General features: G+C 35.7%; 19 protein-coding genes. 12 read left to right on the top strand and 7 right to left on the bottom strand.

The window, feature by feature from the left end; genetic code table 11:
• Window positions 1–29 precede the first annotated feature (29 nt).
• On the top strand, window positions 30–656 hold the full coding sequence (locus L1S34_RS09470) for a WbqC family protein (protein ID WP_236363821.1): 627 nt from the start codon (window positions 30–32) through the stop codon (window positions 654–656).
• A 6-nt stretch (window positions 657–662) separates the two neighbouring features.
• Here the strand turns inward: L1S34_RS09470 and L1S34_RS09465 are convergent, their stop codons facing one another.
• The 6 genes from L1S34_RS09465 to L1S34_RS09440 form a co-directional block, all read right to left on the bottom strand.
• On the bottom strand, window positions 663–1709 hold the full coding sequence (locus L1S34_RS09465) for an endonuclease/exonuclease/phosphatase family protein (RefSeq protein ID WP_236363820.1): 1047 nt from the start codon (window positions 1707–1709) through the stop codon (window positions 663–665).
• A 44-nt stretch (window positions 1710–1753) separates the two neighbouring features.
• On the bottom strand, window positions 1754–2623 hold the full coding sequence (locus L1S34_RS09460; protein WP_236363819.1) for a rhomboid family intramembrane serine protease: 870 nt from the start codon (window positions 2621–2623) through the stop codon (window positions 1754–1756).
• A 62-nt stretch (window positions 2624–2685) separates the two neighbouring features.
• Complete coding sequence (locus L1S34_RS09455) at window positions 2686–3435, bottom strand: rhomboid family intramembrane serine protease (RefSeq protein WP_236363818.1); 750 nt, start codon at window positions 3433–3435, stop codon at window positions 2686–2688.
• Window positions 3432–5273 (bottom strand): DNA mismatch repair endonuclease MutL, encoded by a 1842-nt coding sequence (gene mutL, locus L1S34_RS09450; RefSeq protein ID WP_236363817.1) that lies wholly within the window; start codon window positions 5271–5273, stop codon window positions 3432–3434. Before mutL ends, L1S34_RS09455 begins: the two co-directional genes overlap by 4 nt.
• 162 nt (window positions 5274–5435) lie before the next feature.
• Window positions 5436–6008 carry a 6,7-dimethyl-8-ribityllumazine synthase gene (ribH, locus tag L1S34_RS09445; RefSeq protein WP_236363816.1) on the bottom strand — a complete coding sequence of 191 codons (573 nt, stop codon included), beginning with the start codon at window positions 6006–6008 and terminating at the stop codon, window positions 5436–5438.
• A gap of 128 nt (window positions 6009–6136) precedes the next feature.
• Window positions 6137–6913 (bottom strand): tetratricopeptide repeat protein, encoded by a 777-nt coding sequence (locus L1S34_RS09440; RefSeq protein ID WP_166136615.1) that lies wholly within the window; start codon window positions 6911–6913, stop codon window positions 6137–6139.
• A 236-nt stretch (window positions 6914–7149) separates the two neighbouring features.
• On the opposite strand from L1S34_RS09440, the gene recF reads away from it, so the two are divergent.
• The 10 genes from recF (at window position 7150) to L1S34_RS09390 (ending at window position 17112) form a co-directional block, all read left to right on the top strand.
• Window positions 7150–8229 (top strand): DNA replication/repair protein RecF, encoded by a 1080-nt coding sequence (gene recF / locus L1S34_RS09435; protein WP_236363815.1) that lies wholly within the window; start codon window positions 7150–7152, stop codon window positions 8227–8229.
• A 75-nt stretch (window positions 8230–8304) separates the two neighbouring features.
• Window positions 8305–8997, top strand: coding sequence for a thioredoxin domain-containing protein (locus L1S34_RS09430; protein WP_236363814.1), 693 nt, complete (start codon window positions 8305–8307; stop codon window positions 8995–8997).
• A gap of 4 nt (window positions 8998–9001) precedes the next feature.
• Window positions 9002–9673 (top strand): DUF2461 domain-containing protein, encoded by a 672-nt coding sequence (locus L1S34_RS09425; protein WP_236363813.1) that lies wholly within the window; start codon window positions 9002–9004, stop codon window positions 9671–9673.
• A 6-nt stretch (window positions 9674–9679) separates the two neighbouring features.
• On the top strand, window positions 9680–10747 hold the full coding sequence (locus L1S34_RS09420) for a glycosyltransferase family 4 protein (RefSeq protein WP_236363812.1): 1068 nt from the start codon (window positions 9680–9682) through the stop codon (window positions 10745–10747).
• 1 nt (window position 10748) lies between these two features.
• Window positions 10749–12596: an asparagine synthase (glutamine-hydrolyzing) gene (asnB, locus tag L1S34_RS09415; RefSeq protein ID WP_236363811.1), complete on the top strand. Its 1848-nt coding sequence runs from the start codon at window positions 10749–10751 to the stop codon at window positions 12594–12596.
• 9 nt (window positions 12597–12605) lie between these two features.
• The gene (gene murB / locus L1S34_RS09410; protein WP_255710770.1) at window positions 12606–13658 is read left to right on the top strand and encodes a UDP-N-acetylmuramate dehydrogenase; all 1053 of its coding nucleotides are present in this window, start codon (window positions 12606–12608) and stop codon (window positions 13656–13658) included.
• A 41-nt stretch (window positions 13659–13699) separates the two neighbouring features.
• Window positions 13700–14314, top strand: coding sequence for an FMN-binding negative transcriptional regulator (locus tag L1S34_RS09405; protein ID WP_236363809.1), 615 nt, complete (start codon window positions 13700–13702; stop codon window positions 14312–14314).
• A 97-nt stretch (window positions 14315–14411) separates the two neighbouring features.
• Window positions 14412–15518, top strand: coding sequence for a glycosyltransferase (locus L1S34_RS09400; RefSeq protein ID WP_236363808.1), 1107 nt, complete (start codon window positions 14412–14414; stop codon window positions 15516–15518).
• Window positions 15509–16066 (top strand): RNA polymerase sigma factor, encoded by a 558-nt coding sequence (locus L1S34_RS09395; protein ID WP_236363807.1) that lies wholly within the window; start codon window positions 15509–15511, stop codon window positions 16064–16066. The genes L1S34_RS09400 and L1S34_RS09395 overlap by 10 nt, the downstream gene beginning before the upstream one ends.
• A 227-nt stretch (window positions 16067–16293) precedes the next feature.
• Window positions 16294–17112 (top strand): energy transducer TonB, encoded by an 819-nt coding sequence (locus L1S34_RS09390; RefSeq protein ID WP_236363806.1) that lies wholly within the window; start codon window positions 16294–16296, stop codon window positions 17110–17112.
• 72 nt (window positions 17113–17184) lie between these two features.
• Here L1S34_RS09390 and L1S34_RS09385 read toward each other — a convergent pair whose 3' ends face one another.
• A complete protein-coding gene (locus L1S34_RS09385) occupies window positions 17185–18033 on the bottom strand; it encodes a M48 family metalloprotease (protein WP_236363805.1) in 849 nt (282 codons plus the stop codon).
• Between the two features lie 254 nt (window positions 18034–18287).
• On the opposite strand from L1S34_RS09385, the gene lipA reads away from it, so the two are divergent.
• Complete coding sequence (gene lipA / locus L1S34_RS09380) at window positions 18288–19157, top strand: lipoyl synthase (protein WP_166136576.1); 870 nt, start codon at window positions 18288–18290, stop codon at window positions 19155–19157.
• Window positions 19158–19178: the final 21 nt, after the last annotated feature.

Genomic DNA, 19178 nt, shown 5'->3' with positions numbered 1-19178 from the left:
TTTTATTACTCATTTTATTTCAAACGATCATGAATATTATTTTACACCCTACCTACTTCCCATCCATAAGTCAATTTGCTGCTATTGCACAAGCGGATCAAGTAAGCTTTGAAGTAGAAGATAATTTCCAAAAACAAACTAGCCGTAACCGTACCTATATTTACAGTCCAAACGGAATTCAGCTTTTAAATATCCCTATAAAACATTCAAAAGAGAACCGCCAGAAAACAAAAGACATTCGCATTGAGAACGATTTTGGATGGCAAAAACAGCATTTTAAATCTTTGGAAGCTGCTTATAGAAGTTCACCATTCTTTGAATTTTTTGAAGACGATATCAGACCTTTATTTGAAAAACAGCACGAGTTTTTATTAGACTTAAATTTTGAAGCGCTAGAAATCGTTTTGAAATGCCTGCGATTGAAACTCGATTATACCAAAACAACAGTCTATTCACCTGAAATTACTGATGGTAAATCTATAGATTTTAGACATTTAGCCAACGGCAAAAAAGACACATCCGTTTTTGAACCCTACACACAAGTATTTGATGATAAGTTTGGATTCATAAACAACTTAAGTACTTTAGATTTACTTTTTAACGAAGGGAAATTTGCGTTGGATTATCTTAAGAAACAACCGCTACTGCACCTTTAATAAATTTTATTCGTAGGAAAGGCGCGCCATAATTGGAAAATGATCCGAATTGATGAATTTTGGAAAACTCTCGAAGTCTTTCACCTTCATTTTTTCATCGGCAAAAATGTAATCAATACGTGCCGGATAGTATCTGAATTTATACGTTTCTCCGAAACCTGTACCTGCTTCTTCAAAACTGTCCTTCATTTTACCCTTTATATTGCGATACACATACGAAAATGCACTGTTGTTCATATCACCACAAATGATGATCGGATACGTGCATTGCGCTTTGTGCTCGCTAAATAAAGCTGCTTGTTGCTGTTGTTGTTTGAAAGCTTTGCTTATTCTAAAAAATAGTTTTTGCGATTTGCTCTGGTTGATGGCATCAATATTTTCATCAATTTCATTTACGTCGGGCGAAATTTTGATCGATTGCAAGTGCATGTTGTACACTCTGATAATATCTTTTCCTCGCTTAATATCAGCATAAATCACATTATTACTTGAGTTTGGAAAAACAATATGACCGCGATCAATAATAGGAAATTTAGAAAAAATAGCCTGTCCCGATTTGATTTGATCTCCTGAAGTATGAATATAACGGTGCGGATATACTTTTAAATCGATTCCAGCACTAGCAGAATACTCTTGAATACACAGAATATCTGGATTTTTTTCGTTGACGAAACCGAGGATATCAGTAGGAACATCATCGCGATCAATCCATTTAAAAACGTTGAGCAAACGCACATTGTAACTCATTACCGTAAAATCTTTCTCTTCAACTGGAAAATTTGGATGCGAAAATTTGTAAAATTTATTGATAAAAGTGATTCCGATTAATAAAACCAAACCCGATACCACCAATTGTTTTTTAAATTGAAGGGTCCAATAAACAAAAAACAACGCATTGAAAATAAAAAACACAGGCATAAAAAGCGTTAGCACCGAAAGTATCGGGAACGATTTTGGAGCCAAAAAAGGCAACAAATACGCGATAAATGTAACTAGAGTTAAGAGGATATTCAACAAGAACATTCCTTTATTGAACCAAGAAAGATTTTTCATGCCAACTAATTTAAAACATCATTTGCACTTTGCAAACAAATGAACTACTTCCCTACTTTGAACAAAAATTCTTTTTCTTCTTTAGACAAACTATCATAACCTGATTGACTAATTTTATCTAAAATAGCATCAATTTGTTGCTGAGATTCATCTTTTATTACAATTCGTGAACTTGTGTTTGAAACAGGTTTTTGATACGTTTTATGAACTGCCTTGAACGGTGTTCCTTGTTTCCTCTTCAATCCGTTTACAAAAAAGTTTATTAATTGAGTAACACCTTTTGATAAATCAGTACCATTTTGTAAACACTTTATAAAAATGTAACCAAACAATGCTCCTCCTAAATGAGACAAATGGCCTCCCATATTAGCAGAGCGCAATTGCATCAAGTCCATAATCAAAATTACAGCTGTAATATGCCATAATTTTACATTACCAATGATTAATAATCGCAAATCCATCAAAGGATTATAAGTAGTTACTGCTACTAAAATAGCCATGATAGCAGCTGAAGCGCCAATGATAGGCATACTCACACCCAACAAATAAAACACCAAGCAGTACACCAAGCCAGCAAAAATGGCACTGAGAACGTACAAACCAAATAATTGTTTGCCTGTAAAATAGGTTAAAAATAATCGTCCTGAAAAGTTAAGCACCAATAAATTGAACAAAATGTGCATGAAATCATTATGGAAGAAGGCATACGTAAGCAATGACCACGGCTTCCAAAGTAAATCAACAGGATCTGAAGACAAACTTACATACTGCAAGTAATCAATTTGTACTCCAGCCAAAGAAAGGATTGAAAACAAAAGCCAAGGCAAAACAAAACAAGCGATATTCCAAAAAATGAGTCGGATCACGATGCCACCCATTTTGTATTGTAATTTTAAATCATCAATAATCCCCATACGATTTCAGCTATTAAATAAATCGGCATTTAAAAATAATTAATTTGAGGCAAAATGAAAAGTTAGTTCCAACGATTTTTATTGAATTGATTTTTTTTCCAATACCACATCATTAAAAAACCAACAAGCGCTCCGCCTATGTGCGCAAAATGCCCAATTCCGCTGCCACCACCCAAAACTGATTTCCCAACTATTCCTGAATACAAATCCAAAAGTAAAACTGCGGGAACAAAATACTTGGCTTTGATAGGAATTGGCACAAACATCATAAACATTTCGACATTTGGGAACATAAAAGCAAAAGCCACCATAACCCCATAAATAGCACCAGATGCACCAACAGCAGTACCACCATAAGCCGAAACAAAATTATAGAAAGCAGTTGGAGACATTGCCTCTTGCCATTTTGGATTAACCTGCCCTTGCTGCAACAATTGCATCACCTCTGCTTTTGTAAAACCATTCGAAGCCAAAGCGTCAATCCCAGATTGGAAGAAATAATAATTTACTCCTGTATGCAGCAAAGCGGCACCTAAACCACAAGAAATATAAAAAAATAAAAACTTGCTACTGCCCCAACGTTGTTCAAGAGTCGATCCAAAAGAATACAGCGCAAACATATTGAAAAAAATATGCATAAAACCACCATGCATAAACATGTGCGACAACGGTTGCCACACTTTAAAATGGGTGTTTTCAGGAAAATATAAAGACAATATTTTATATACAGGCTCGCCAAGTAGATACGTTCCTGCAAAAAACAAAAAATTAATAATAATTAGTTGCTTTACGGTTTCGGTCATATTTCTCATACTGCAAATTTTTTATCAAGATCCTCTACACGCATGGTAATAAAGGTCGGTTTTTGAAATGGGGACACATTAGGCTCCTTGCAAGCAAACAAGCCGTTTACTAAATTTTCTTGCTCTTTTTCAGAGAGATGTGTGCCTGTTTTAACGGCTAGACTTTTGGCCATTGACTTGGCAATAGTATCATTTTGACTGAAACTACTATCAGGAATTCCGTCTTGTAAATCACTTAACAATTGCTCTAAAACCATCGAAACCTCACTCTCAGTCACATTAACGGGAATCCCCGAAATAACAATATGATCAGTAGCATTGTCATCAAATACAAAACCTGTGTGAACCAATGCTTGTTGCAACTCTTTGATTAACTCCATCTCAGTTGTCGAATAAAATAAATTGAGAGGAAAAAGCAATTGTTGACTAGCCGCTTGATTTACTGTCATGTTAACCAAAAATTGTTCGTACAAAACTCTTTGGTGCGCACGCTGCTGATCTACAATCACCATTCCGGATTTTATGGACGATACAATATATTTTTTATGAATTTGATACGTTTTATGAACGGCTTGCTCCACCTCATCATCACCAAACAATGACGATGTTACCTCTTCATTTTCAAAATTCATCTGCCCAACCTCAAAAGTATCTTGCTTAAGACCCACATACAAACTTTCCCAACTAGCAGTAGGCTCTGTTTTTTTATACGAAGAAAAAGACGCTTTTGGTTTTTGTTCTGCAAAAGGATTAAAATTACCATCTACCTGAATAGTTGGTGTTTCGCCTGTCAAATCCTTGTAATGATAAGGCGTATCTAAATTGGCATCTCTGTCAAAATCTAAAACTGGAGCAACATTAAACTGACCCAAACTGTGTTTGATAGCCGCACGAAGAATAGCATACAAAGCATGTTCATCATCAAACTTAATTTCAGTTTTGGTAGGATGAATATTGATATCTATCGTATTCGGTGGCACTTGCAGGTATAAAAAATAGCTCGGTTGCGCACCGTCTTTTAAAATCCCGTCGTAAGCAGACATGACTGCATGATGCAAGTAACCGCTTTTGATGTAGCGATCGTTTACGAAGAAAAATTGTTCCCCTCGGCTTTTTTTAGCAAATTCGGGTTTGCTCACAAAACCTTGAATGGTTACAATATCTGTTTCTTCCTGTACCGGAACCAATTTCTCGTTTGTTTTTCCGGAAAAAACACCAACAATACGTTGCCTAAAACTTGCTGGAGGCAAATTAAACATCTCGCTACCGTTGTGGTAAAAAGTAAAATAAATAGACGGGTGTGCCAATGCTACGCGCTGAAATTCATCGACCACATGACGAAATTCGACCACATCCGATTTTAAAAAATTTCGACGCGCCGGAATATTAAAAAATAAGTTTTTGATAGCAAACGACGTCCCTTTTGGAAGCACCGCCATTTCTTGTGAAACAAATTTACTGCCTTCAATTATAATATGATGTCCTAACTCCTCTTGATCTTGTTTGGTTTTCAGCTCTACGTGTGCAATTGCAGCGATTGAAGCTAAAGCCTCACCGCGGAATCCTTTTGTATGTAGCGAAAATAAATCTTCGGCCAAACGAATTTTTGAAGTAGCATGGCGCTCAAAACACAGGCGCGCATCTGTTACACTCATTCCTTGCCCGTTATCAATAACTTGCACAAGCGCTTTACCGGCATCTTTAATAATTAATTTGATATCAGTGGCCTTCGCATCAACCGCATTTTCCAGTAATTCCTTCACTACTGATGCTGGTCTTTGAACAACTTCACCGGCAGCAATCTGGTTAGCAACATGATCAGGAAGCAATTGAATAATACTCGACATTAAAAAAATAGATTTAAAAGTTGGTGGTTTATTTTTTTAAACCAAGAGGCACAAATTTAAGGAAATTATAGCTGCAAAGGACTACTTTGCACTCTTAAATAAAACAAAAAACCCATACTGTTTTTGCAACAATATGGGTTTCTGGGAACTTATAAAATAATTTTATTCTTCTAGATTTAGCGTTCCATCTTCAATTTGCAAAGCGGCAGCGGCTAATTTTGGCTGATGATTGAATTGGTGTTGTAAACTAGCTTGTTGACGAATGTAGGCCATTTTAATCGCTGCAATAGCTGCTTCGGTACCTTTGTTGCCATGTACACCACCACTTCTATCAAGAGACTGCTGCATGGTATTGTCTGTCAAAACACAAAATATAACCGGAATATCCGTTTGAATATTCAAATCTTTAATACCTTGAGTAACGCCTTCGCAAACAAAATCAAAGTGTTTTGTTTGACCTTGGATTACGCAACCAATAGCGATAACCGCATCAATATTTTGAGTTTGCAACATTTTTTTCGAACCATAAATAAGTTCAAAACTTCCAGGAACATTCCAACGCACAATATTCGCCTGAGGAACTTCATTTTCGATCAATGCTTGATATGCACCGTTGAACAAACCCTCGGTAATTATTTCATTCCATTCTGCAACGACAATTCCGAATCGAAAATTGCTCGCATCAGGAATTGCACTTTTGTCGTAATCAGATAAATTTTTATTTTCAGTAGCCATAAAGGTTAATTTTATTGTATGATTTTAAAAGTTAAAGATACGAGAGAAGGTTAGAAGTTACAAGGATTAAGAAGAAAATCTTAAAGCCAATGCAACCACTAACCTTCGCTATGTATTGTAAGTTAAACTTACTGAGACAATCCGATCAATACATCAACAGATGCTGCTTCTGGAGTTGCTTCGTAGTTTTCTTTAATATCTGTAAAATACTTCAAGGCATCCGCTTTGTTACCAAGAGCCAATGCTACTTTACCAGCTTTTAGCAAAAAGCGTGGTGTAGTAAAGTCGTTTTTATTCATTTCAGCTGCTTTGATATAATACTCTAAAGCCTCTTTTTGTTGGTTCTTTTGTGAATAAGCATCTCCAATTGCTCCTTTAGCCAAAGCTGAAAGTACAATATCTTCTGATGAAAATTTGTTTAAATAATCAATAGCTTCTGTGTACTTTCCAGTGTTTAGGTAAGCGATACCTGCGTAGTAGTTCGCTAAATTTCCGGCAGCTGTACCAGAATACTCATCCGCTAATTTTACAAATCCAAATTTCCCTTCAGATCCGTTCAAAGCCAATTTGTATAATGAATCGCTCGCTACACCATCAGTAGCTTTTTGAAAATTTTGTTGTGCAACAAACATTTCGTTAGCAGCTTCATCCTCTTTTGGAGCAGCAATAAATCGTTGGTAAGCCAAGTAACCAATAGTTACAATAGCTGCGGCAGCAACAAATCCTAGAATAACTTTCTGATTTTTAGCAACAAAATCTTCCGTTTTGGATGCAGTCTCGTCTAATTTAGAAAATACTTCGGCAGTTGTACTGTCTTTGTCATCAATAACCACTGCTTCTACTGCTTCTTCCTTAACTTCTTTTTCTTTTGGTACTTTATATCCTCTCTTATTGTAAGTTGCCATTTCAATTTAATTTAGTGAGTGGCAAAAATAAAATTTTTATTCAAACCCACACAAAAAAATAGGTTTTATATTAAAAAATTTTAGAATGCACTGAAACAGCCTCAAAACCTTGCATTATTTCCGCTTCAAAGACCAACAAAAAGAAAGTTATATGGATAATTTTCGATAATTTGCACCCGTTTTCAAAGCCACAAAAATGCTCTTGAAAGCAAACAATACCAGCACAAGCACCACTCATGTATTTAAAAAAGATTTCCTTATTCAATTATAAAAATTTCTCTGAAGTCAGTTTTAGTTTCGACCATAAAATCAATTGTTTTGTGGGTAAAAACGGAATTGGCAAAACCAATGTATTAGATGCTATTTACCATTTGGCCTATGGCAAGAGTTATTTTAATCCGCTCGCGGTACAAAATATCAAACATGGTGAGGACTTTTTTGTGATTGATGCCGAATTTGAGAAAAACGATCGCACCGAGCAAATTGTTTGCAGTTTAAAAAAAGGTCAAAAAAAAGTTTTAAAACGCAATGGCAAGGCTTATGACAAATTTTCGGATCATATCGGTTTTATTCCGCTTGTGATTATTTCTCCAGCAGACCGCGATTTGATTGTTGAGGGCAGTGAAACCCGTCGCAAGTTTATGGATAGCGTGATCTCTCAATTGGATGCGCAGTACTTGCAGCAATTAATTCATTATCAAAAAGTAATTAGCCAGCGCAATGCTTTGTTGAAATATTTTGCTTTGAATCACGTCTTTGATGCGGATACCTTATCTATATATAATGAGCAACTAGAGCAGTATGGTAGTTTTATTTTCGAAAAAAGAAAAGCTTTCATAGAACAGTTTGTTCCTATTTTCAACAAACACCACCAAGCAATAACAGGATCACAAGAAACCGTTCAGTTAAAGTACGAAAGCCATTTAGAAACTAAAAACTTATTGCAACTTTTGGCTGATAACCTTGGTAAAGACCGTGCGTTACAGTATACCTCTGTTGGTATTCATAAGGACGATTTGTCATTTTGTATTGACGAGTTTCCAATTAAAAAATTTGGGTCACAGGGCCAGCAAAAATCCTACCTGATTGCTTTAAAACTGGCTCAATTTGAATTTTTAAAAAAGCAAAGCGGCGTAAAACCACTGCTCTTGTTTGATGATATTTTTGATAAATTAGATGAAACTCGTGTTGGAAAAATAATAGAAATGGTCAACAGCGACACATTTGGCCAATTATTTATTTCAGATACACATCCGGAACGCACAGAGGCAATTGTAAAATCGACCTTGCAATCATATTCGATTTTTAATTTATAATACTTCACAATTAAACCTAACAGACCTATAAGATAATTTAGAAATTCCGTATTTTAGCCTAAATAAATAGCAACCATGAAATACAAGTCATTCCTTTTACTATTAGTTTTCACATTTATTTCTTGCACCGGTCAAACTTCTAAAAACAATATTAAGGTTACCGCGACAGAATTTTCAGAAAAATTAGCTGCAACTCCAAATGCACAGCTCATAGATGTTCGTACACCTTCTGAATTCGCTGCCGACCATCTTGACAATGCCAAAAATATCAACTGGATGGGAACTGATTTTACATCTAAAGTAGCAACACTTGACAAGTCAAAACCTGTTTTTGTGTATTGCAAAAGCGGAGGCCGAAGCGAAAGCGCAGCTAAAAAATTAGAGCAATTAGGATTTACCACCATATACGAACTTCAAGGAGGTATTTTAAAATGGGATGCCGCAGGACTATCAAAACCTTCTGGTAAAATAATGGGGATGACCCAAGACCAATACAAGCAACTTTTGCAATCTAACCCAAAAGTATTAATCAATTTTTACGCAGAGTGGTGCGCGCCATGCAAAAAAATGGCACCCTATGTTACGGCCATGCAAAAAGAAAAAGGAGCCACAACTATCATAAGACTTGATGCCGATGCAAACAAAACACTTATGACCGAACTTAAAATTAGCGAATTACCTACTTTATTATTGTATGACAACCAAGCTTTAGTTTGGAGACAATCAGGTTTTGTAAGTGAAGAAGATTTAAGAAAACAAATACAGTAAGGCAATGCTTTCAAAAAACACTCTTGCTTTTTTAGATGATTTAAAAGCCAACAACAACAGAGATTGGTTTTTAGACCATAAAAAACAATACGAAGCTTTCAAAAAAGATTATCAAAACATGGTAGCCACTTTGCTGGATGTCATGAAACCTCTGGATCCTACTTTAGAAATGCTGGAGGTTAAAAATTGTACATTCCGCATCAATCGTGACATCCGATTTTCAAAAGATAAAACACCATACAAATCGCATTTAGGCATTTGGCTTTCATCTGGAGGAAAAGGCATCACCCGTTCCGGATATTACATTCACTTAGAAAACGGTGCTAGTTTTATTGCTGGCGGCTTGTATTGTCCTGAAGCCGAAGATTTAAAAAAAATGCGCAAGGAAATCGCTTTTTTCTATGACGATCTTGAATCTATATTACAAGAAAAAAACTTCAAAAAAGAATTTGGAGATTTTGATCGCGACGAAAAAAACACCTTGAAAAATCCACCTCGCGGTTACGAAAAAGAGCATCCAGCCATTGAATTTTTAAAATTAAAAAGTTTTGAAACCTCACAAAAAATAGATTTTCAAGCAGCTGCAAAACCTGACTTTGTGACAACTGTGGCTCAAAAATTAATTCTTTTAAAACCATTGAACGATTTTATAAACAGAGCTTTAACCTCCGAATAGTGCGAAATGGCTAAAAGAAAAATACTTTTTCTTGGAGAATCTTACAGAGCCGATGCTATAACTTGGATCAAGGGGCTAGAAGAATTTGGAGATTTTGAAATGATTACTTGGGAGCTAAAAACCCCAAGCGATACCATGCGCAACAGAGTTTTACGAATTTTAGAATACAAATTAGCTATTTTTAAAATTAAAAAATTAATTCGAGCGGAACAGCCTGATATGATCATTGCTGAACGCACTACAAGTTATGGATTTCTAGCTGCGCTATCCAACTTAAAACCAATAGCTATTGCGCAACAAGGTAGAACTGATTTGTGGCCAGAAAACTCAATCCTTTTGCCCTTAAAAAAAGTGATCCAAAACTATGCTTTTCAAAAAGCAGATTTAATTCATGCGTGGGGTCCCGTAATGACACATTCTATGATAGCTGCAAAGGTTGATATGAACAAGGTGCTGGTACTACCTAAAGGAATCGATTTACAAAATTTTAGCAATAACAACACCGCCAATCCACAAAAAATACAAGCCATTGTTACGCGCTCACTGTTGCCAGAATACCGTCATGATATTATCTTAAAAGCTTTTGCTATTATCAACCAAAAGGGTTTCGATTTCGTACTTACCATTATAGGAGATGGTACCCAGCTCGAAAAATTAAAAAATCTAGCTAAACAATTAAATATAGATACTAAAGTTCATTTTACAGGACGCATTCACAATTCACAATTGCCACAACTGTTGCAACAGTCAAATTTTTATATCAGCATGCCCATTACAGAGGGCGTTTCGGCCTCATTATTTGAAGCAATGGCCAGTCAATGTTATCCAATTGTGACTGATTTACCAGGCAATCAAAGTTGGATTACACATCGAAAAAACGGACAATTAATACCTGTTGATGATTATATAAGTCTCGCCAACGAACTCATTTGGGCCTTTGAACAGCCTGAATATCGTTCGCAGGCGGTTTTGCAAAACAGATTGTTTTTGGAACAAAATGCAAATTATGCCACGAACATGAAAATTATTGCAAAAAAATACCACGAACTAATAAACACAAATAGCCCCAAGTAAAATGTGCGGAATTAACGGAATTTATCATTTACATCCACAAAAAAAAGTAGATGAACATGTCCTTACAAAAATGCGAGATGCTCTCGAACATAGAGGCCCTGACGACAAAGGATTATATATCAATCAAAACATAGGATTAGCTCACAGACGCCTCTCTATTCTTGACACTTCTGTTGCCGGTCACCAACCTTTTCGATCTGATGACGGCCGTTATAGCATGGTTTATAATGGTGAAATTTATAATTTTAAAAGCTTTTATCCAGAACTAAAAGCCAACGGAATCTCGATAAAAACCAGTTCTGATACCGAAGTTTTATTGAAATTATTCGAATTGTACGGCCTACAAATGTTACCCAAACTGAACGGGATGTTTGCTATTGCCATTTGGGACAATCATTTAAAAAAACTAACCCTTATTCGTGACCGAATGGGCGTTAAACCTTTGTACTACAGTCAATTCAATGATACTGTTTATTTTGCTTCAGAGCAAAAAGCGTTATTTGTAGCTGGCGTACCCTTAAAATTGGCTCAAGATGGTTTAGAAGAATATGTTTTCAATCGATTTGTAGCTGGCGAAAATACTTTGTATCAAAATGTACACAAAGTGCTACCTGGTCATGTTCTGACTTTTGATGAAGGTGGCAAAACAACTGTTGAGCGCTGGTGGAATTTAAAATCAGAAATAGAAAATCAATCGCCAATTAAAAATCCTGAAGAATGGTTTACAAACACTTTTGATGATGCTGTAAAACTGCGTATGGTAAGTGACGTGCCTGTGGGCGTGATGCTTAGTGGCGGATTAGATTCGTCCTCCATTTTGGCCTCGTTACACCACCAAGGGTTTAAAGACATTCAAACCTTTAACATCGGATTCAAAGAAAAAGAACATAATGAATCACATCTTGCCAAAGCATTTGCGGCCCAATTAGAATATGGTTTTCACAGCAGACAACTCGAAGATCAAAACTTATACGATCAAATGATTCAGGCCACTTACTACCAAGATGAGCCGTTGATGCACTTGAGTGAACCTCACCTCCTGGCAGTATCGCAAATGGCAAAACCAAAAGTAAAAGTATTATTATCAGGTGAAGGTGCAGACGAATTAATGGGAGGCTATGTGCGGTATAAAGCATTACAATATCCTACTATTTTACAATCAATTAGTACCATTATTTCATTTGATGTTTTTTCAAAAAATCCGCGTTACGACAAATTGGCGCGCTACTCTAAAATCGAAAAAAAGTCGGATTTAATTTTATTCAACGGATCAAATATTTATCCTGACGACATTGCTGACACGTATGGCATTAACAACCAACCCAAAAACGAGTACCGTAACCTTGTTTACAAAGAAGCAAAGGAACTTTATCCCGGTAACCTACGCCGTCAAGCTTTATATTTTGACCAACACACTTATTTATGTAGTTTGCTAGACCGCAACGATCGCTGTACAATGGGCGCCTCGATTGAATGTAGAGAACCATTTTTAGACCCACGATTAATTGTAGGGCTCGGAACCTTAGACGATAAATGGCTTTTTACTGGTAAAAAATGGAAATACATTCTCAAAAAATCAATGCAGCAGCGGTTACCAAGTGATATTCTTGATTTTAAAAAAGTAGGATTAAGCGCTCCTTGGGGCGATTACATTACTAAAAGTCCCGCTTTTAGAGAGGAATTACAGATATTTTCAAAAAGTGATTTATTTCAAATGCCCTATTTTGAAAATATTAAAATTGAAAAATTAGTTCAACAACTAGAAAATGGCAATACTAACATGACGCCTTACATTATGCCGTTGTTTATGATGCATATCTGGTTGAAAACGTATCCAAGTAAATTTTAATCCTTACTTTTGAACCATACAAAACGATACAAAAACGCAGTCCTATTCATGGAAATACAGTCTAATTTTTCATTAAAAAAACACAACACCTTTGGCATTGACGCTCATGCCAAAGAGTTTGTTGCTATTCAAAACATCAGTACTTTACAGCAGGTTTTACAATCATATAGCGATAAACCGAAATTTATTTTAGGAGGTGGCAGCAATATGTTACTTACAAAAGACATCGATGCACTTGTACTTCATATTGATATAAAAGGAAAAAAAATCATTCAGGAAAACGACGATTTTGTTTGGGTTGAAAGTCAAGCAGGTGAAAATTGGCACGAATTTGTACTTTGGACAATCGAACACAATTTTGGAGGCTTAGAAAACATGTCGCTCATACCCGGAAATGTAGGCACAACTCCAGTACAAAACATTGGCGCTTATGGTACCGAGATCAAAGATACTTTTGAGTCTTGTACTGCAATGACAATTGCTACCCAAGAAATGAGGACATTCACGAAAGAAGAATGCCAGTTTGGTTACCGTGAAAGCATATTTAAAAATGAGGCAAAAAACCAGTACATCATTACCTCAGTAGTTTTTAAATTGACGAAAAACAAACACAATATCAACATATCATACGGAGATATTAAAGCGGAATTGGCCAAAAAAAACATTGAAACTCCATCGTTAAAAGAGGTAAGTGAGGCTGTAATTGCCATTCGTCAAAGTAAATTACCTGACCCTAAAGAGTTAGGAAATAGTGGTAGCTTTTTTAAAAATCCGATTTTAAAGAAAACTGATTTTGAACCCATTCATCAAAAGTTTCCAGAAATGAAATATTTTGATATTTCCGCTACGGAGGTAAAAGTTCCTGCTGGATGGCTTATAGAACAAGCTGGTTTAAAAGGAAAACGCTTTGGCGATGCTGGAATTCACAAAAATCAAGCATTGGTTTTAGTAAATTACGGCTCGGCTACTGGTAAAGAAATTCTAGAAGTTTCTCAAATTGTTCAAGATACCGTTTTTAAAACCTTTGGCATTGCCATAGAGGCCGAAGTCAATATTATTTAAAATTGTGATTCGTAAAAATGGCGCTTTAAATACCACCTAATATGTACATACCTGAAATTTACAAAAACGAGAATAAAGCCGAAATTCAAAAATTTCTAAAAGAAAATAGTTTTGGTATTTTAATAAATCAAACGCAAGGTCGTTTGTGCGCTACTCACATTCCGTTAGAGTTAGAAACAAGACCAGATGGTACCGAAATTTTATACGGTCACTTATCAAAAGCCAACCCGCAATGGCAAGGTTTTTTGGAGAACGATCAAGTTTTGGCTGTGTTTTCAGGGCCGCATAGCTACATTTCTTCATCCTGGTACGATCACGAAAACGTACCTACTTGGAACTATATTGCGGTACAAATTCATGGTAAGGTAAAAATAGTAACGGGCGATGCTGTAATTGATTCCCTAAAAAAATTAGTTGACAAATACGAAAAAGACCAGCAAAATCCGGTTCGTATCGAGGATTTATCAGATGAAACCATGCAGCAAGCCAACGGAATAATAGCTTTTGAAATTGAAATCACTGAACTAAATGCTACACGAAAAATGTCGCAAAACAGAGATCAAAAAAACTATCAAAATATCATTTCAGAATTAGAAAAAATCAATTCGCACCAATCAATAGATACAGCACAGGAAATGAAAAAATGTCCGATTTAAAATCTTTCGAAATTTTAAAATAGTACTTAACATTTCGCAATTGAATTCATACCTTTGCAGCCCACAAAACATCGGTTTTAAAATTCACTAAATTCAAATGCTTATTATCCTATTTTACTTTTTTATTTTTATTGTTTTCGTTCAAATTGCTTACTATTTGGGTGTTTTTAGAACCTTTGCTTTTGCGAAAGCGCAAAAAATCACATCTAAGCGCATCCCAATTTCGGTAATTGTTTGCGCCAAAAACGAAGAAGAAAATGTATCCAAATTCATCCCTATTTTGGCTGCACAGGATTATCCTGATTTTGAAATTGTACTGATTGATGATGCTTCCAGCGACCGTACACTAGATATTTTTGAGGAATACGAAAAACAATACTCTAACATTCGATTAGTAAAAGTAGCCAATAACGAAGCATTTTGGGGGAATAAAAAATACGCTCTTACGTTGGGTATAAAAGCAGCTAAAAAAGAATACTTATTATTTACCGATGCTGATTGTTTCCCAACCTCGAAAGATTGGATTACCGCAATGAGCTCGCAGTTTACCATGCAAAAAACAATTGTTTTGGGTTATGGAAAATACGAACGAATTTCAGGATCATTTTTAAACAAACTGATTCGATTTGAAACCTTATTGACTGCAGTACAATATTTTTCATGGGCAAAAATGGGTCGCCCGTACATGGGAGTTGGTCGCAACTTAGCCTACAAACGCGAAGAATTTTTTAATGTAAACGGTTTCATCGAGCATATGAAAATACGTTCAGGAGATGATGATCTTTTTGTTAATCAAGCGGCTACCAAAAAAAATACAACTATTGTATTTGCACCTGAAAGTTTCACACAATCAATTGCAAAAACAACATTTTCGGATTGGTTATCCCAAAAACGCCGACACATTGCTACAGCAAGTTATTATAAATTCACAGATCAGTTGCAACTAGGCACTTTTTACAGCTCACAATTGTTGTTTTTTATTCTTCCTATTCCGCTTTTAGCATTTCAATTTCAATGGATTGCAGTAGTAAGTTTAATTGCAGTTCGTTATCTTGTGGCATGGATTATGATTGGTTATTCAGCAGGAAAACTTCAAGAAAAAGATATTAAATTATGGTTTCCTATTGTTGAATTGGTGTTGGTTTTTACACAATTCAATATTTTCATTGTTAACCTATTCTCAAAACCGGCCTCGTGGAAATAATACATCAAATAGAAAAAGCAAAATTAGGCGACCAAACAGCCTTCACCTTTCTATTGGATTATTACTGGAATGAGGTATATGGTTTTATGCTCAAGCGCACCGAGAACGAAACTACTGCTGAGGATATTACCATCGAAACGTTCTCAAAAGCATTCGATAAATTAAGTAGTTATAATCCTGAATTTCAATTCAACACCTGGCTAATTGCTATCGCCAAAAATGTACATATTGATTTACTGCGCAAAAAAAGAACCAATCTATTTATTGAAATTACTGACGAGGAAGACCAGCAAGCATATAATATTGCCGATACTACACCATCAGCCGAAGACGAGTTAATCACCGAGCAGAACTTATCGCAATTGTTGCAATTCATCAAAGAGTTAAAACCCATTTATCAAGAAGTAATTCAATTGCGCTACTTTCAAGAATTGAGCTACCAAGAAATAGCTGATAAAACTGGTGATCCTTTGCCCAATGTAAAAATTAGGCTACTGCGAGCTAAAAAACTGCTGGCGGCTATCATTCAAGGTAAATCTACAAAGTAAACAATTCCTATTAGGCAATTAATTAAAATCTATAAGCGTATCTTCCAAGATGCGTTTTTTTTCGCATAAAATACATCACAACAAAAAAGTTAAATAATTAAGATTTTAATACACTATTTGAAAATAAATTATTAAATTTAGATAATAAAATTCCTATCCCTACGTTATTGATAATAAAAATACTTGGCTTATGATTTAATTGTACCTAACCACTAAATCTAATTATCATGTCAAAACTAAGCATTTACGAAACCGGTTGGATTGATTTTGTTTTTCAAGACAGAAACAAAGAGTATGGCGCCTATCAATTGCGTCAAGAGAGTACAAAAACAACTTTGAGAGCATTATTTTTTGGAGTAAGCGTTTTGGTAACCGCAATAAGCATTCCTGCTATTGTTCGAGCTATTAACCCTAGTGAAATAGTAAAACCATCACTTCCAGAAATTATTGAAACTACGGTCAAACTAACTGATATTGTTCAAATAGAAAAACCAGTACAACGCGCTTTGCCTCCTGTTAAAAATCGATTAGCAAATCCGGTAGAGAATGTTCCATTTGTAAACCCTGTGGTAGTAGCTACAGATCAAGCTACTCAAGATGTTCCTACTACAGCAGCTATTATTGCAAATACTCCTACCACAAGTGAAGGCTCAGGAACAATTGGTATAAATTCAAGCACAAGTACTGGTTCAACTACGGGAACAGCTCCAAGTACTGACCCGGGAAACACGGCAGTAGTAAGCGCTGCATTAGATAAACTACCAGAATTTCCGGGAGGAATTAATAAATTTTACACCTATGTGGGAAATAATTTCGAAAAACAAGAAATTGACGGTAGCGGTATCATTAAAATATATGTTGCATTTGTTATCGAACGAGATGGTAGCATGACCGACATTACAGTTAAAAAAGATCCTGGACACGGTTTAGGTCGCGAGGCTATCAGAGTACTTAAATCATTACGCACCAAATGGGCACCAGGAATGATAGATGGCAAACCGGTACGAACCGCATATAGCTTGCCTATTGTAGTGCAATTAAATTAAAAAATCTATAGTCTTGACATAAAAAAAGCAGAACAAAAGTTCTGCTTTTTTTTATGATTATATACCAGAAAACTATTTTTTCTTTTTTGCTACCGGCTTTTTCACCACAGTCTTTTTGACAACTGGTTTTTGCTGCACATAAGGCTTGAACAAACCATCTTTCTCAGCTCTAAGTCTAGCATTTTCAGCACGCTCTTTGGGATCTGGATGCGAACTCATCATTTTATCTAGAAATGATGCTTGCGATCCTTCGCTCATTTTAGCTAAAATCGAAAAAGCAGAAGCTACTGCATTCACATTGTAACCGTTACTTTTCATAAAGTTATATGAAAACTCATCCGCCTCAGACTCTTGCTTACGACTGTGTTTACTATCAATCATGCTGCTTCCAATTTTACCCAATTGACTATCGGTGATAGCGGCAACCTTTTCTGATTGTGAAGCGGCCAAACCTATTAAAGCCTCTTTTCTGTATGAAGCCTTAATTGCATCTTTTGTGTCACTATTGGCAACGTGACCAATTTCATGACCAATTACAGCCAAAAGTTCATTATCATCCATAATATCCATTAAACCAGAATATACACGAACACTACCATCGGCTGTTGCAAATGCATTTACTTCATTCAACTTGTACACCTTGTAGTTTAAAGTATACCCTTCGCTTTTAGTGTGTTTACCAAAAACCCTATTCAAGCGCACAGTATAAGGATCCGTAGGTCCAGCCACAGTATTTTCAGCGTCCATTTTAGTTACTGCAGCTTTTGATAATTGTGCCGCATCAGCATCGCTAAAAGTAAGACTTGCTGCACCTTTACTCAAGGCTCCTAAAGCTCCTTCTTTTAAATTAATTTGCGCCTGAGAAGATAGACACATCATGAAAGTTCCTAAAACTAAACTAGTTTTCAAATTATTTTTCATTTGCTAAATTTATTGTTGATTGTGACTTCAAAGATACATTTTTATCCAAATCACAAACAAAATGCTCTGCAATAAGTCTAACTTTCAAATCATTTTTACCTTTGAAAGGAATATTTCCAATACCAAGGAAACGAACAATTGTTAAATCTATCTTTAGGAAGGTTAATACGAGGTAGAACGACCACTAAAAGGCATTTTAGATTAGGATATCTTCAAACAAGATTCGCTATCTTTGTACTTTGAAAAAATAAAATATGGAAACTGTTTTAGATACTGCTTTGCCAACTGGAAAACCGAAATGGTTAAAAGTAAAACTACCAATAGGTCAAAAATATACTGAACTAAGAGGTTTAGTTGATAAATATAGCTTAAATACAATTTGTACATCAGGAAGTTGCCCAAATATGGGTGAATGTTGGGGCGAAGGCACCGCTACTTTTATGATTTTAGGAAATGTATGCACACGTTCTTGCGGATTTTGTGGTGTTAAAACTGGCCGACCAGAAACCGTAGATTGGGATGAACCAGAAAAAGTTGCTCGTTCTATCAAAATCATGAATATCAAACACGCAGTAATTACAAGTGTAGATCGAGATGATTTAAAGGATGGAGGATCAATCATTTGGATTGAAACGGTAAAAGCAATCCGTAGAATGAACCCAAACACAACACTTGAGACTTTGATTCCAGATTTTCAAGGTATAGAAAGAAATATCGATAGAATTGTAGAAGCTAACCCTGAAGTAGTTTCACACAATGTTGAAACAGTTCGTCGACTTACGCGCGAAGTTCGAATTCAAGCAAAATACGATCGTACCCTTGAAGTATTACGCTACCTAAAAGAAAAAGGAATCAATCGTACCAAGTCAGGTATAATGCTTGGTTTAGGAGAACAAGAAGAAGAGGTTTTTCAAACCTTGCGAGACCTTAGAGCTGCCAATGTAGACGTGGTAACAATTGGTCAATATTTACAACCTAGTAAAAAACACCTTCCGGTAAAAGAGTTCATCACGCCAGAACAATTTGCAAAATATGAGCAATACGGATTGGAACTTGGTTTTCGTCATGTAGAGAGCGGCCCATTAGTTCGTTCGTCATACAAAGCACAAAAACACATTTTGTAAACCGCAAAACACAAATACAAA

The sequence above is a fragment of the Flavobacterium sp. K77 genome (genome assembly GCF_021608205.1).
Taxonomy (GTDB): domain Bacteria; phylum Bacteroidota; class Bacteroidia; order Flavobacteriales; family Flavobacteriaceae; genus Flavobacterium; species Flavobacterium turcicum.
Note: the sequence above shows the minus strand (reverse complement) of the source record. Positions and strands in the feature narration are given on the sequence as shown.

What these genes read in the sequence shown, in the direction of transcription:
- L1S34_RS09470 (WP_236363821.1), top strand. Translation starts at nt 30, where the DNA reads ATGAATATTATTTTACACCCTACCTACTTCCCATCCATAAGTCAATTT.
- L1S34_RS09465 (WP_236363820.1), bottom strand. Translation starts at nt 1,709, where the DNA reads ATGAAAAATCTTTCTTGGTTCAATAAAGGAATGTTCTTGTTGAATATC.
- L1S34_RS09460 (WP_236363819.1), bottom strand. Translation starts at nt 2,623, where the DNA reads ATGGGGATTATTGATGATTTAAAATTACAATACAAAATGGGTGGCATC.
- L1S34_RS09455 (WP_236363818.1), bottom strand. Translation starts at nt 3,435, where the DNA reads ATGAGAAATATGACCGAAACCGTAAAGCAACTAATTATTATTAATTTT.
- mutL (WP_236363817.1), bottom strand. Translation starts at nt 5,273, where the DNA reads ATGTCGAGTATTATTCAATTGCTTCCTGATCATGTTGCTAACCAGATT.
- ribH (WP_236363816.1), bottom strand. Translation starts at nt 6,008, where the DNA reads ATGGCTACTGAAAATAAAAATTTATCTGATTACGACAAAAGTGCAATT.
- L1S34_RS09440 (WP_166136615.1), bottom strand. Translation starts at nt 6,913, where the DNA reads ATGGCAACTTACAATAAGAGAGGATATAAAGTACCAAAAGAAAAAGAA.
- recF (WP_236363815.1), top strand. Translation starts at nt 7,150, where the DNA reads ATGTATTTAAAAAAGATTTCCTTATTCAATTATAAAAATTTCTCTGAA.
- L1S34_RS09430 (WP_236363814.1), top strand. Translation starts at nt 8,305, where the DNA reads ATGAAATACAAGTCATTCCTTTTACTATTAGTTTTCACATTTATTTCT.
- L1S34_RS09425 (WP_236363813.1), top strand. Translation starts at nt 9,002, where the DNA reads ATGCTTTCAAAAAACACTCTTGCTTTTTTAGATGATTTAAAAGCCAAC.
- L1S34_RS09420 (WP_236363812.1), top strand. Translation starts at nt 9,680, where the DNA reads ATGGCTAAAAGAAAAATACTTTTTCTTGGAGAATCTTACAGAGCCGAT.
- asnB (WP_236363811.1), top strand. Translation starts at nt 10,749, where the DNA reads ATGTGCGGAATTAACGGAATTTATCATTTACATCCACAAAAAAAAGTA.
- L1S34_RS09405 (WP_236363809.1), top strand. Translation starts at nt 13,700, where the DNA reads ATGTACATACCTGAAATTTACAAAAACGAGAATAAAGCCGAAATTCAA.
- L1S34_RS09400 (WP_236363808.1), top strand. Translation starts at nt 14,412, where the DNA reads ATGCTTATTATCCTATTTTACTTTTTTATTTTTATTGTTTTCGTTCAA.
- L1S34_RS09390 (WP_236363806.1), top strand. Translation starts at nt 16,294, where the DNA reads ATGTCAAAACTAAGCATTTACGAAACCGGTTGGATTGATTTTGTTTTT.
- L1S34_RS09385 (WP_236363805.1), bottom strand. Translation starts at nt 18,033, where the DNA reads ATGAAAAATAATTTGAAAACTAGTTTAGTTTTAGGAACTTTCATGATG.
- lipA (WP_166136576.1), top strand. Translation starts at nt 18,288, where the DNA reads ATGGAAACTGTTTTAGATACTGCTTTGCCAACTGGAAAACCGAAATGG.